The organism is Paraburkholderia sp. WS6 (genome assembly GCF_030464835.1).
Classification (GTDB): domain Bacteria; phylum Pseudomonadota; class Gammaproteobacteria; order Burkholderiales; family Burkholderiaceae; genus Paraburkholderia; species Paraburkholderia madseniana.
This window is the reverse complement of sequence record NZ_JALQCK010000002.1, coordinates 79705-92823: the sequence shown is the minus strand read 5'-3', so window position 1 is coordinate 92823 and position 13119 is coordinate 79705. Positions and strand designations below refer to the sequence as shown.

Annotated in this window: 10 protein-coding genes and 1 pseudogene; 7 read left to right on the top strand and 4 right to left on the bottom strand. The window is 62.4% G+C overall.

The genetic code is table 11. The annotated features are described in order from the left end of the window. Nucleotides 1-293 precede the first annotated feature (293 nt). Nucleotides 294-1820: a PLP-dependent aminotransferase family protein gene (locus M0D64_RS02960; RefSeq protein ID WP_266256549.1), complete on the top strand. Its 1527-nt coding sequence runs from the start codon at nt 294-296 to the stop codon at nt 1818-1820. Between the two features lie 12 nt (nt 1821-1832). Here the strand turns inward: M0D64_RS02960 and M0D64_RS02955 are convergent, their stop codons facing one another. After that, complete coding sequence (locus M0D64_RS02955; RefSeq protein WP_074288001.1) at nt 1833-2585, bottom strand: IclR family transcriptional regulator; 753 nt, start codon at nt 2583-2585, stop codon at nt 1833-1835. 146 nt (nt 2586-2731) lie between these two features. Next, nucleotides 2732-3496 carry an IclR family transcriptional regulator gene (locus M0D64_RS02950; RefSeq protein WP_097393753.1) on the bottom strand — a complete coding sequence of 255 codons (765 nt, stop codon included), beginning with the start codon at nt 3494-3496 and terminating at the stop codon, nt 2732-2734. Nucleotides 3497-3697: 201 nt separating this feature from the next. Between M0D64_RS02950 and M0D64_RS02945 the strand changes: the two genes are divergently transcribed. From M0D64_RS02945 to M0D64_RS02930, 4 genes are all read left to right on the top strand, one after another. After that, nucleotides 3698-5143: an aldehyde dehydrogenase family protein gene (locus tag M0D64_RS02945; RefSeq protein ID WP_266256548.1), complete on the top strand. Its 1446-nt coding sequence runs from the start codon at nt 3698-3700 to the stop codon at nt 5141-5143. Next, the gene (locus M0D64_RS02940; RefSeq protein WP_266256547.1) at nt 5140-6819 is read left to right on the top strand and encodes an AMP-binding protein; all 1680 of its coding nucleotides are present in this window, start codon (nt 5140-5142) and stop codon (nt 6817-6819) included. The genes M0D64_RS02945 and M0D64_RS02940 overlap by 4 nt, the downstream gene beginning before the upstream one ends. Nucleotides 6820-6974: 155 nt before the next feature. After that, nucleotides 6975-8357, top strand: a complete 1383-nt coding sequence (locus M0D64_RS02935) for an MFS transporter (protein ID WP_171926663.1) — start codon at nt 6975-6977, stop codon at nt 8355-8357. A 166-nt stretch (nt 8358-8523) separates the two neighbouring features. Further along, nucleotides 8524-9435, top strand: coding sequence for an NAD(P)-dependent oxidoreductase (locus M0D64_RS02930; RefSeq protein ID WP_266256546.1), 912 nt, complete (start codon nt 8524-8526; stop codon nt 9433-9435). A gap of 160 nt (nt 9436-9595) precedes the next feature. Here the strand turns inward: M0D64_RS02930 and M0D64_RS02925 are convergent, their stop codons facing one another. Together M0D64_RS02925 and M0D64_RS02920 are read right to left on the bottom strand one after the other, a co-directional pair. Next, nucleotides 9596-10339, bottom strand: a complete 744-nt coding sequence (locus tag M0D64_RS02925; RefSeq protein ID WP_266256545.1) for an SDR family oxidoreductase — start codon at nt 10337-10339, stop codon at nt 9596-9598. Nucleotides 10340-10389: 50 nt separating this feature from the next. Then, entirely contained in the window at nt 10390-11679 is a 1290-nt protein-coding gene (locus M0D64_RS02920) for an epoxide hydrolase family protein (RefSeq protein WP_266256544.1), read from the bottom strand. Between the two features lie 222 nt (nt 11680-11901). Between M0D64_RS02920 and M0D64_RS02915 the strand changes: the two genes are divergently transcribed. Beyond that, nucleotides 11902-12852, top strand: a complete 951-nt coding sequence (locus M0D64_RS02915) for a GlxA family transcriptional regulator (RefSeq protein WP_168436010.1) — start codon at nt 11902-11904, stop codon at nt 12850-12852. 115 nt (nt 12853-12967) lie between these two features. Then, nucleotides 12968-13054, top strand: a pseudogene (locus tag M0D64_RS44835) (dihydroxy-acid dehydratase); the annotation flags it as partial. Between the last annotated feature and the right edge of the window lie 65 nt (nt 13055-13119).

Sequence of the window (13119 nt, the reverse complement as noted above, 5' to 3'; positions counted from 1 at the left end):
TCTCCAGAATGGCCGTGTAGGTACGCGAATACACGTGAATCCAACGCCCGCCGACGGGGGCTTGTCCCAATCGCCGGCAATGGGATGATGCGAGTATCGTCAGTAATAAATGTTGCGGGTTAGGGCCAGACGTGGCTGATCGTTGAGTCCACACCGCTGCACCAGAATGGGCCGCCGCGCCGGTCCCGCCGGCAGCCGCCCGAGAGCGGCTGGCAGGCGTTTTTTTGCACGTCCACAATGCCGGTGTCCGCCTTCGTGCGGGCGGGCTCCGCCTATAAAAATCAGGAGAAAGCATGGCAAGTCGCACCTCGGTGGCCCTATGGACCCAGCGGTTCCAGCGTTCAGCCGAGTCGAACATGAGCCTCCAGGGCCAGATTCGCCAGATGCTGGTGGCCGCGATTCTGGACGGCCAACTGCTGCCGGATCACGCGTTGCCGTCCAGCCGGGAGCTGGCCGACCAGTTGAGTGTTGCCCGCAATACGGTCGTGTTGGCTTACCAGCAGTTGGTTGAGGAGGGCTATCTGATTTCGCGTGAGCGCAGCGGGCATTTCGTCAACCCGGCGATCCTCGAGGGGCGGCACGAATTTGCGCCGCTGCAGACGGTCCCCGGACAGGCGGCCAATGAGGCGCTTGCAAGGCCGGATTGGGACCAGCGCGTCAGAAGGCGGCCGTCCTTGCAGCGCAATATCGTCAAGCCCGGAAATTGGCTGAGCTACGAATACCCCTTTATCTACGGACAGTTCGACCAGTCGCTGTTTCCGACTAACGACTGGCGCGAATGCTGCATGAAAGCGCTGTCGGTGATGGAGATTCGCAACTGGGCGCCGGACCTGATCGAGCGCGACGACGATACGTTGATCCAGCAGATCCGCACTCGGGTGCTGCCGCGGCGCGGCGTGTTTGCAATGCCCGACGAAATCGTCGTGACGATCGGCTGCCAGCAGGCGCTCTATCTGATCGCGGATCTGCTCGCGAGCGAGCGGACCACGATCGGCTTCGAAAACCCCGGCTATCCGGATGCCCGCAATATCTTCGAGAACCGCAATGCGCGGCTGCAGCCGCTGCCTGTAGATAGCGGCGGCGTGCGCCCGGTCGAGGATGCCGAACTGCTCGCGCAGTGCGATTACGTCTATGTGACGCCAAGTCATCAGTGCCCGACCACGGCCACCATGCCCATCGAGCGCCGCCACGCGCTGCTGGAACAGGCGCAGGCCCATGACTTCGTATTGATCGAGGACGACTACGAGAGCGAAAACAACTTCTCAGGCACGCCGCATCCGGCATTGAAGAGCCTGGATACCGCAGACCGGGTGATCTATATCGGCAGTCTGTCGAAGACTTTTGCGCCCGGGCTGCGGCTGGGTTATATCGTCGGGCCGCGTGAACTGGTCCGTGAACTCCGTGCGCTGCGGCGCCTGATGGTGCGGCACCCGGCCGCCTATATTCAACGTGCATTTGCCACCTTTCTGGCGCTCGGACACCACGATGCGCTACTGCGGCGGCTCGCTCACGCCTATCGGGAACGCGCGCAGGCGTTGATGACGGCGCTCGACACCCACCTTCCGGAAGCGCGCTACCTGCCGGTCGGCGGCGGCGCGTCGTGCTGGGTCGAAGGGCCGCCGTGGCTCGATGCGACACAGCTTGCCGCGGACGCGCAGGCACATGGCATCCTGATCGAGCTGGGCCGGGTTTTCTTCATGACGGGACTGGAGCAGAACCACTGCTTCCGGATGGGCTTTTCGGCCATCAAGCTCGAAAAGATCGATGAGGGCGTGCGCCTGCTCGCGGAGCTCGTGCGCGCGCAGCAGCCCGAGGAATAGGCGGGCGGCGCGCTAGAACGTTTTAGCGAGCTGCTGAGCGGCTTCCTGCAGGCGCGGCACGAACTCGAGAGCGCGCGACAGCGGCGCCCGCGAGACCGGCGCATGAACGGCGATCGCCGCGATGCAGGTGTTGTTCTCATCCATCACCGGCGCGGCTACACACGCGATGCCGGCGACAAATTCCTCATTGTCGATGGCGATGCGCTTGTGCGCGGTGCGGTCGAGTTCCGCTTCGAGCAGTTCGGGGTCGGTGATCGTATTCGGCGTGAAGCGTTCGAGCTTCAGCGTGCGGACGAGGGCGCTGCGTTGTTCGCGCGGCAGCATGGCCAGCAGCAGCTTGCCGCTCGCGCTGCAATGTGCCGGTACGTGCGAGCCGGGCTTGAGATCGAGCCGCAACGGCCAGGGCGCCTCGAGCCGGTCGAGATACAGCACTTCGGTTTCGTGCAGCATCGTGAGGTTGCAGGTCTCGCCGAGATCGGCAACCAGATTCGACAGGATCGCATGCCGCAATCGGCGGGCACCCGAGTGCATCATGACGCCAAGACCGAGTTGCGCGAGACGCGGCCCGATCACGTAGGCATTCTTCTGACCGGGTTCGCGGATCACGAGACCACCGGCTTCGAGCGAAGCCAGCATGCGATGCAGCGAAGCCTTCGGCAAGTCGACGTCCTGGGCAATGTCGGCTAGCGACACCGGACCTTCGGCGCGGACGAGATGTTCCAGCAGGGCGAACGCGCGCAGGGTAGGAGTATCCGCTTTAGTCATGGTGCCGTTCCGGAAAATGGATCGGCGTCATTGTACCGCGCGCCTTTGTCGGCCATGGTTTTCGCCGGATTGGCGAGGATTCGGCGCGCAATTTCAGCGCAGATCATCCCGATTTTCGGAATGCGCTGCGGCGCGATATTCCAGCGCTACTGCCGGAAAGTCTTGGCGGTTTCCTCCGCGGCCAACCGCAGATCGGGCAGGAAGGCCAAAAGATCATCGAGCACGACCCTCCCGACGGGCGCCTGGACGGCGATGGCCGCGCAGGCTCGATTGCGATCCAGCATGACCGGCACCGCGATCGCGATGAGTCCCTGCAAATGTTCCTGATTGTTGATCGCGAGCTGGCGCCGCCGCGTGATGGTCAACTCCTTGCGCAACTCGCCGCGATCCGTAATCGTCCGCTCGGAATAAGCGCGCAGTGGCAAGGTTTCGATAACCCGTTCGCGCCGGTCTTTGGGAAGAAAGCTGAGCAACAGCTTGCCGCTTGCCGAACAGTGCAGGGGCACGTGCGAGCCCGGTTGAAGGTGCATGCGCAGCGGCCACTCCGTTTCCACCCGGTCCACATAGACCACGTCGTTGCCGGCCAGCATCGTCAGATTGCAGGTCTCGCCAATTTTTGCCACCAGTTGTTCAAGCAGGACATGGCGGGCAGCGGCTGGGCCCGCATGCATCAGCACATTAACCGCCAGCATGCGCACGCGCGGCGAGCACTCATACAGCCTGTCGCCGGCGCTGCGCGTGACCAGCCACGCATCCATCAACTGCACCAGAATGCGATGTACGGTCTGCTTGGGCAGTTCGAGGGCATGGACGAGATCCGTCATGGAAAGCGGGCCGCTTGCCTCAGCCAACGTTTCGAGTACGCGAAATGCACGTACGGCCGCCGCATTCGATTGATTCGAAGTCGCCACGCTGTCTCCGCGATGTCGTAGTTATAGGTTGGATTGTGCATCGGTCTGTTTAGTTTTCGGGACTATGGAAAGTCCCGAATTTCGCACTTTTCGATTCTGGCCCGCTCAGCGCAAGGGATAGTTCAAAAAACGGGACTCCGAAGCAGGTACGGCTCACTAGATTGGTACCAACGCCAATTTTTTCAGTCCGGAGTGAACCGTATGAACGTTAGGGCCACAGAAGCGGAAGCTACGCACGCTGGTACACATAGCGAAGTCGAACGTGTCGTCTCGTTACTGGTTGCACGTGCGCGCGCCGCACAGCGCGGATTCGAGGTCGCGGGGCAGGACGTGCTCGATGCCGCCACCGACGCCGCCGCGTGGGCGATCATGGAGCCCGCCCGCAACCGCCAACTCGCCGAGCTGGCGGTGCGCGACACCGGTCTCGGCAACGCGGACGACAAGTTCCGCAAGAACTATCGCAAGACGCTCGGTCTGTTGCGCGATCTGCGCGGGCAGAAGACTACGGGGGTGATCGCGCGTCATGACGCCACCGGCATCGTCGAGATCGCGCGGGCGGTCGGCGTGGTGGCGGCGATCACGCCGTCCACCAATCCGGCGGCCACGCCGATCAACAAGATCGTCAACGCGCTCAAATGCGGCAATGCCGTCATCGTGGCGCCTTCTCCGAAGGGCTATTCGTCGTGCGCGCTGCTGATCGAATTCATTCACGCGCAATTCGCCAAAGTCGGGCTCGCGGCCGACCTCGTCCAGATGTTGCCCGCGCCGATCAGCAAGGCGGCCACCGCTGAACTGATGCGGCAGTGCGATCTGGTCGTGGCGACCGGCTCGCAGGCGAACGTGCGGATGGCCTACGCCAGCGGGACGCCCGCGTTCGGCGTGGGCGCGGGGAACGTTGCGTCGATCGTCACCGCGTCTGCCGATTTGCACGATGCAGCGCACAAGATCGCGCGCTCGAAAACGTTCGACAACGCCACGAGCTGTTCATCGGAAAACAGCGTTGTGATCGAAGACGCGGTGTACGCGGACATGATGGCCGAACTGACCGCCTGCGGTGGCGTGATGTTCGACGCCGCGCAAAAGGCGCAATTGCAGGCCGCCCTGTGGTCGAACGGCAAGCTGGCGGCACGCTGCACCGCGCGCTCGGCCACGGCGATTGCACGCGCGGCGGGCCTCGACGACATCGCCGCACATGAGCCCGCTTTCCTGATGGTGGAGGAAACCGGTTTCGGCGCCGATTACCCGTTCTCGGGCGAGAAGCTCGCGCCGGTGCTGACCGTTTATCGCGCGCAAACCTTCGACGCCGCTGCCTACATCGTGCGCGGCATATACGGCTACATGGGCGCAGGACACTCGGTCGGCCTGCATTCCAGCGACTCGGGCCAGGCGGAGCAGCTCGGTTCAACGTTGCCGGTTGCGCGCGTGATCGTGAATCAGGCGCATTGCCTTGCGACCGGCGGCAACTTCGATAACGGCTTGCCATTCTCGCTGTCGATGGGATGCGGAACGTGGGGCCGCAACAATTTCTCGAGCAACCTCAACTTTCACCATTACCTGAACATCACGCGCGTGGCCTACCCGATCGAAGAGCGCGTTCCCGAACTGGATGACGTGCTCGGGGATTTTTTCGTGAGGTATGGCAAATGACGACGCCTCACACAATCCGTGCGTTGATCGACGCGCGTGCCGCGCAGTATCCCGACAAGCCGTTCCTGCTGGCGGCGCCTGAATGTGCTGAAGACGGCGGCGCCGCTACGCAGCGTCCCGACGTGCTGACCTTCGCGGAACTGCGCGACGACTGCCGGGCGCTCGAGACGGTTTTTCATGAAGCAGGCTTGCAGGCCGGCGATGTCGTGTCGGTCTTCATGGGCAACGGCATCCATACGGCAAGGCTGCTGCTTGCGGCGATGTACAGCGGGCTCGTCGCCAACCCGCTCAATCTGTTGTGCCAGCCGACCCAGTTGCGCTACATCGTGGAGCATTCGGACACGCGCATGGTCTTCGTTTCCGGCGAGACGCATGCGGCGATGTCGAGCGCGATTGCGGAGTTGCGCGAGCAGGGATTGACCCGCGACATCGCGTTGTTGCAGACGGCGCCCGATGCCGCTATTGCACCGATGCAGACCGCCGTCGAACCCGTGCTGGCGGAAACGGCGGTATCTATGGATGTGCACGCCAAACCGGCACAGCGCGTGTCACGTATGACATACGAGGCGCACGCGAAAAATGCAGACACCTGGGATACCGAAACGCCGTCAAGCAGTGGCCCGGCTGCAAGCGACGTAGCGCTGCTGATGTACACGTCCGGCACCACGGGCGCGCCGAAGGGCGTCCTGCTGGACCAGCGAAACCTGCTGGCCAATGCGCGCAACATCTCGCACGAACATCGGCTTGGGACTGGCGATCGCGTTTTCGCCGCATTGCCGCTTTATCACATCAATGGTCTCGTCGTGACGCTGCTTGCGCCGCTCTTTCATGGCGGCTCGGTGGTCATGGCGCCGCGTTTTTCCGCGCGCACCTACTGGCGCGATGTAGCGCGCCACGGTTGCACATGGATCAACGTGGTGCCGACGATCGTCGCGTATCTGCTCAATAACGACGAACCGTGCACGGTCGACCTGTCCGCGCTGAGATTCTGCCGCAGTGCGTCGGCGGCGCTGCCCGTCGATCATCACCGTGCGTTCGAGGCGCGCTTCGGGGTCGGCATCATCGAGACGATGGGCATGACAGAAACCGCCGCCCCCATGTTCAGCAATCCCTATGACCCGGCAAGCCGAAGAATCGGCAGTATCGGCCTGCCGTCAGGCGGCGAAGCGAAGGTGATCGACCGTGACGGCCGCGAATGCGCGCCCGACGAGTGCGGCGAACTGGTGTTGCGTGGCGAACAGGTCATGCGCGGCTATTACAAACGCCCGGGAGAAACGCGTGCGGCCTTCACCGCCGACGGCTGGCTGCGCACCGGCGACCTCGGCTATCGCGACAGCGACGGTTACTTCTACATCAACGGCCGTGCAAAGGAATTGATCATCAAGGGCGGTGAAAACATCGCCCCGCGCGAGATCGATGAGGCGTTGCTCAAACACCCCGGCGTGCTGGATGCGGCGGTGGTGGGCGTACCGGATACCGCTTACGGCCAGGAGATCGTCGCCTTCATCGTGCCTCGCATTTCAGAGGGGCCGGGCGCGCTCGACATCGCAGACCTGCGTGCGCATTGTCTGCGCGAACTGGGCCGCTACAAGACACCGAAGGAGTTTCGCTTCATCGCGGAACTGCCCCGTGGACCGTCGGGCAAGGTGCAGCGCCTGAAGCTCGTGCCTACCTGACGGCGCGTGTATCGGCATGCGTAGCAGCATGCCCGGATCGCGCTGGAAAGCAGAGGAGGGCGCGAGTCGAGGCGCACGCGGCGCGACGCGGTACGACGTACGGATCGAACGATCACAGACGCCCCCGGCGTCACATAAGAGACACAGGAGACAGCATGCAAACGCACAAGCGGCGTGTGAAGACGCGCCACATCATCCTGGCCGTCATGTGCCTGATGTATTTCATCTCGTACATCGACCGTGTGAATATTGCCGTGGCCGGCCCTATCATCCGGCACGAAATGGGTCTCACGACGGTTCAGCTCGGCCTCGTGTTCTCGGCTTTCGCTTATCCGTACGCGTTCATGCAAGTCATCGGCGGCTGGCTGTCGGACAAGTATGGGCCGAAGCTGGTGTTGACGGTGCTGTCGCTGATCTGGGGGGCGGCGACGCTCGCGACCGGCTTCGCCGGCAGTGTGGCAATGCTCGTCGCGCTGCGCTTCGCGCTGGGCATCGGCGAGGGCGGTGCGTTTCCGACGGCGACGCGCGCCTTTACCTACTGGATGCCGGTGGCGGAGCGGGGTTTCGCTCAAGGCATTACCCATAGCTTCGCCCGCCTCGGCGGCGCGGTCACGCCGCCGCTGGTGCTCGCGGTGGTGGTGGCGGGTGGCTGGCGCGACGCGTTCATTCTGCTCGGCGTGGCGAGTCTCGCGTGGACGGTGCTGTACCTCTGCGTCTTTACGAACTCGCCGGAGCAGAACCGTCGCGTGACGCCAGAGGAAACGGCCGAGATCGGCTATCGCGCCGGTGACTGCGAACGTGCCAAACGTGCGGCCACGCCGTGGCGCAAGCTGGTCCGTCGTATGTGGCTCGTCACGTTCGTCGACTTCTGTTACGGCTGGCTGCTGTGGGTCTATCTGACCTGGTTGCCTTCGTACCTGAAGGAAGCCCGCGGCTTCGATCTCAAACAACTGGCGCTGTTCACGGCGCTGCCGCTGCTCGCGGGCGTGATCGGCGATACCCTGGGCGGCGTCGTTTCGGACCGGCTCTACAAGCGCACTGGCCGGCTGCGCTTTGCGCGCTGCGCCGTGCTGGTGGTAGGTATGGGCGGCTCGCTCGTGTTTCTGCTGCCGATGGTGTCCGCGACTAATCCACTGATGGCGGTGCTGTACCTGTCGGCGTCATTCTTCTTTCTCGAGATCACGAATCCTGTGTTGTGGACCTTGCCGCTCGACATCGGCGGTCGCTACGCGGGCACGGCGGGTGGCATGATGAACACGGGCTTCGGCGTCGCCGGCATGATCTCGCCCGTCGTGTTCGGCTATCTGATCGAGACGACGGGCAGTTATAACGTGCCGTTCACGATTTCCGCGTGCTTGCTCGGGGTGGGGATCGTGGCCGCGTTTTTCATCGATCCGGCGAGAACCGTCGAGGCCGACGAGGAGCGCGAACGGCTCGAAGGCAGGCCGCTGGACAGCATGCCGGCGTTTCTCCAGGCGAGCGCCGCGGTGCGGCTGGAGCGGCATCATCTGCGCCGTCCGCTGCGCTGGTGGAGATAAGGTGTGCGGGCGTGATTGCGGCAATTTAGATAGACTGGGCGGCGTCGCCCGGCTCGATCGATTCTGTTTCGGGAGAGCGTCGCGGAGGCAAAGCGGCCGCCTCGTTGTCGTGCGTGCATACCTGCACCCGATCCACCGAACCGTGGCCACAAGCAACGGATAAAGAATGGAGACACCCATGAAAGTAGGATTCATCGGCCTTGGCGTGATGGGGCAGCCGATGGCGCTCAACCTCGCACGTGCCGGCACCGCACTGATCGTGTGGAACCGCACGCCGGACCGTTGCGCTGCATTGCGCGACGCAGGCGCGCAGATTGCGGACAGCGCCGCCGACGTCTTCCGGCAGGCCAGCATCGTGATCCTGATGATGGCGACCGATACGGCGCTCGACGCGGTGCTCGGCCGCCACACCGCGGATTTCGCAACGAACGTCGCACAGCACACGATCATGCACATGGGCACGACATCGGCCGACTATTCGCGCGACCTCGAAGCCGACATCCGCGCGGCAGGAGGGCAGTACGTCGAGGCGCCCGTCTCGGGTTCACGCAAGCCGGCCGAAGCGGGTCAACTGGTGGCGATGCTGGCTGGCGAGCCGGCAGCCGTCGAAGAAGTTCGTCCACTCCTCAAGCCGATGTGCCACGAAACGGTGATCTGCGGGGCGGTACCCGCGGGGCTTCTGATGAAACTGTCGATCAACACGTTCCTGATTCCGATGGTGACCGCGCTTGCCGAGGCGTCGCATCTTGCGCGACGCTACGGGCTCGACATGAAGCAATTCCAGGCCGTGCTCGACGCGGGCCCGATGGCAAGCAACGTTTCACGCGTGAAGGTCGACAAGCTCGTGAACGAGGATTTCACGGTGCAGGCCTCGATTGTCGACGTGCTGAAGAACAACCGGCTCGCGGCCGAAGCGGCGCGCCATGCGAATCTTGCGTCGCCGCTGCTGGATGTCTGCTTTGATCTGTACACCGAGACCGTTGAGTTGGGTCACGGTCAAGCCGATATGGCGGCCGTCGTGCACGCGATCGAAGCGCGCACCGAGGCGAAGGAAAGCGCAAAGGGCGCGCCCCAATAGGACCCGACCGGAGCTTGCCACGGGCATCGAAGCCGTCGAGCGACGTGGCGCTTCGCGATGCCGTTCGTCGCCTTCATATGATTCGATCACGTTCCTAAGTCCAAGTGGACCGGCAAATGCTTGCCATTCCACCCGGACGGATCGATACACGAAGAGCGAATCAGCTTTTGAACTTGTCGTTGAACTGCGTTACGAACGCCGATTCATTCGGACCGACGTTGTTGCGCATCGGTCGTGCAATCTCGACCAGTGCCTCGATTGAATCGGTGCTGAGTTCGCGCATGGTTTGCTCGATATACGGGGCAAGCGGCATGGCTCGTGGTTCGTTCCTGCTGTTCAGCAAGTCGGTCTGAACCCAGGGTGGCGCGATCTCAACCACGCGTACGGACGTATCTTTGAGCACATAACGTAGCGATTGCGTGTAGGAATGAATGGCCGCCTTGGTCGACGAATAGACACCGGCCATTGCCATCGGCACGAAAGCCAGAACCGACGAGACATTGATGATCGTCGCCTTGTCCTGCTGTTTCAGGTGTTCGACAAGCGCGCCCGTCATCCGTATTGGACCCATCAGATTGGTGCTCAGCGTCGACGTCAGCAGTGTTTCGTCAACCGGTGCGCCAAGATCGTCGATATGCATCACACCTGCATTGTTGATCAGCACGTTCAGCGATGGCCATCCGGCGACGAGTTCCTCGGCAACCGAAATGATGTTCTCCGGGTCGGTGATGTCGAGCTCGATCGCCTGCATGCCGGGGTTGGCCGCGATCGTCTCGTCGAGATTCGCGCGGCGGCGTCCGGAAATGATGACCTGATTGCCGAGTCGATGGAATGCTTCGGCGAGACCGCGGCCAATGCCGGAGCCGCCGCCGGTAATGAAAATGGTGTTGCCAGTCGTCTTCATCGATTGCTCTTGAGATAAATGGTTTTCATGCATGACTTGATTCGCGTCATTCAACGCAAGGACTTGAATGAAGCCCTGAGTTCTTCCGAGAAAAGCTGAGGCTGTTCCCAGGCCGCGAAGTGGCCACCCTTGTTCACTTCATTGAAGTAGATGAGCTTGTGGTAGCTGCGTTCAGTCCAGCTACGAGGCGCCTGATAGATCTCGCCGGGGAAGACCGTCACTGCCGCAGGGATCGAAATGTCGACCGCGTTGAAGTTGTTCGCATTGTTTTCCCAGTAGAGCTGCGCCGCGGACGTCGACGTGTTGGTCAGCCAATACAGCGTGATGTCGTCGAGCATCTCGTCCTTGGTCAGCGAGCGTTCGGGATTGCCGCCGCTGTAGGTCCAGTCCGCAAATTTGTCGTACATCCATGCTGCCTGGCCAACCGGAGAATCCGCAAGCGCGTAACCCACCGTCTGTGGACGCGTGACCATCATCGCTGCGTAACCGCCGCCGCGTGTATAGAGGCTGTCAAGTGACTTGTACGCGGCTTTCTCCTTGTCGGAAAGGCCGGCCGGCGGTGAGTCGCCCGCCTTCAGCGATTTCGCAACGTCCGGCGGTACCGTCGCCGGCATGTTGACGTGAATGCCGAGCAGTCCGGGTGCTTTCTGGGCGGCCATTTTGTCGGCGATCACGGAACCCCAGTCGCCGCCCTGAGCGACGTAGTGCTGGTACCCGAGGCGGCGCATCAGTTCCTCCCAGGCGCGGGCGATATGGTCAGGCGTCCACCCAGTGCCCTTGGGCTTGCCTGAGAACCCGTATCCGGGCATCGAGGGCAGGACCACGTCGAAGGAATCTTCCGCGCGCCCGCCATAGGCGACTGGATCGGTGAGAGGCCCGATGACTTTCAGTTCCTCGAATACCGAGCCGGGCCAGCCATGGGTCATGATCATCGGCAGCGCGTTTGGATTGCGTGAGCGTACCCAGATGAAGTGAATATCGACTCCATCGATTGTGGTGACATATTGCGGCAGTGCATTGAGCCTCGCCTCGGCCTTGCGCCAGTCGTAGCCCGTGCCCCAGTAGTTCACGAGGTCCTTCAGTCTGGCGAGTTGCGCGCCTTGAGATCGGTCGTCGACCGTCTCCTTGTCCGGCCAGCGGGTCGCCGCGATGCGTTTGCGCAGATCGGCGAGTTGGGCGTTGGAAAAATGGGCGTGGAACGGGCGGATCGCCGTATCGCCGGTCGATGCGGGTGCGGGCAATTCGTCAGCAGCAAGGACGGGTGGCGCAAAAGCGGCCGCAGTGAGAAAGCTCAGGCTAAACACGCGCGCCGTCAACGAGCCGAACGCGAGTTGACGCATGGATGAAATCGAGAACATATATACGTATGCCTAATTAAATGGGAGGTATAAGTCTGATCAAATGGAAGATCAACGAGATCGTGTCGCTACGGACGCGGTGTGCGCACAGCGCGTCCGCGTAACGCAACCCGTGCTCCCTACCGATATTTATACGGTCAATCGTTGATGGCTCAAAGGACGTATAAACTACGTTTTCAGGACGTGCTCGTTCGGGAGGCAGCCGTGCCGACTGTTGCGTTTGTGGTGTTCGACGGCTTCTATTCGATGGCACTCGTTGCGCAATCCGTGTTCGAGTTCGCAAACGTGGCGATCGGTGAACCGTTCTATCAGACGCTCAACGTTTCCGAAGCAGGCGGCCTGGTGCGCGCTTCGAGCGGTTTGACGGTCTTGACCGAGGCGATCGACGATCGCGTATTCGACACAGTCATCTTCGCCGGAAGCAACCCTGTCACCGTCGTACCGCCGCCAGGTGTGCTCGCGTACGTGCGTCGCAGCGCTGAGACCGCGCGGCGCACCGCTTCGATGTGCACGGGCGCGTTCGTGCTCGCGGAGGCTGGCTTGCTCGATGGCCGCCGCGCAACCACGCACTGGCACTATGCGCACGATCTACGCACCCGCTTTCCATCAATTACGGTGGACGAGGATCGGATCTTCATTGCGGACGGGCCGATCTGGACCTCGGCTGGCATGACGGCGGGTATCGATCTCGCACTCGCGTTGGTGGAGAAAGATCTTGGCGCCAAGGTCGCACGGTCGGTCGCGCGAAACCTTGTTGTCTATCATTGGCGTACAGGCGGACAGTCGCAGCACTCAGCGCTGCTCGAACTCGAGCCAAAGTCCGATCGCATTCAATCCGCGCTGACGTATGCGAAAAAGAACCTCAACGAACCACTTTCGGTCGAGCAATTGGCGGAGGTTGCGCGTTTGAGTCCGCGTCAATTTAGCCGCGCGTTTCGTGCGGAGACGGGACAGACTCCTGCAAAGGCCGTCGAGCGACTGCGCATTGAAACTGCGCGCTTGATGCTCGAGGAAAGCCGACACACGATCGATCAGGTCGCCAGCGCGACCGGGTTCTCCGATCCAAGGAGAATGCGGGAAGCATTCCTGCGTGTATTCGGGCAACCGCCGCAAGCATTTCGTCGCAGCGCACGCACGGTGACGGGCGCGCCGTGAGACCGTCCCCTCCCTACGTTTACATGCATCTCATGCCGGGTTTCTCCATGCCCAGGACCAAACCAGGCGATTCGCTCGCCGCACCGGCCACCTTGGCACCGCTTTCGGCACCATCGTGTTGCACGTGACGCCTGAGGCGGCCGTCGGTGGCCCGCTAGCCTATGTTCAAAACGGCGATCGTATCCGGCTCAGCGTCGCAACGCGAAATCACGCTGCTCGTGTCGGACTCCGAACTGGCACGCCGCGCGGCCGCCGCGCCCGCAGACG

Excerpts from the sequence above, each read along its gene's own strand:
- M0D64_RS02945 (WP_266256548.1), top strand. The coding sequence starts at position 3,698 with ATGAACGTTAGGGCCACAGAAGCGGAAGCTACGCACGCTGGTACACAT.
- M0D64_RS02930 (WP_266256546.1), top strand. The coding sequence starts at position 8,524 with ATGGAGACACCCATGAAAGTAGGATTCATCGGCCTTGGCGTGATGGGG.
- M0D64_RS02925 (WP_266256545.1), bottom strand. The coding sequence starts at position 10,339 with ATGAAGACGACTGGCAACACCATTTTCATTACCGGCGGCGGCTCCGGC.
- M0D64_RS02935 (WP_171926663.1), top strand. The coding sequence starts at position 6,975 with ATGCAAACGCACAAGCGGCGTGTGAAGACGCGCCACATCATCCTGGCC.
- M0D64_RS02960 (WP_266256549.1), top strand. The coding sequence starts at position 294 with ATGGCAAGTCGCACCTCGGTGGCCCTATGGACCCAGCGGTTCCAGCGT.
- M0D64_RS02940 (WP_266256547.1), top strand. The coding sequence starts at position 5,140 with ATGACGACGCCTCACACAATCCGTGCGTTGATCGACGCGCGTGCCGCG.
- M0D64_RS02955 (WP_074288001.1), bottom strand. The coding sequence starts at position 2,585 with ATGACTAAAGCGGATACTCCTACCCTGCGCGCGTTCGCCCTGCTGGAA.
- M0D64_RS02920 (WP_266256544.1), bottom strand. The coding sequence starts at position 11,679 with ATGCGTCAACTCGCGTTCGGCTCGTTGACGGCGCGCGTGTTTAGCCTG.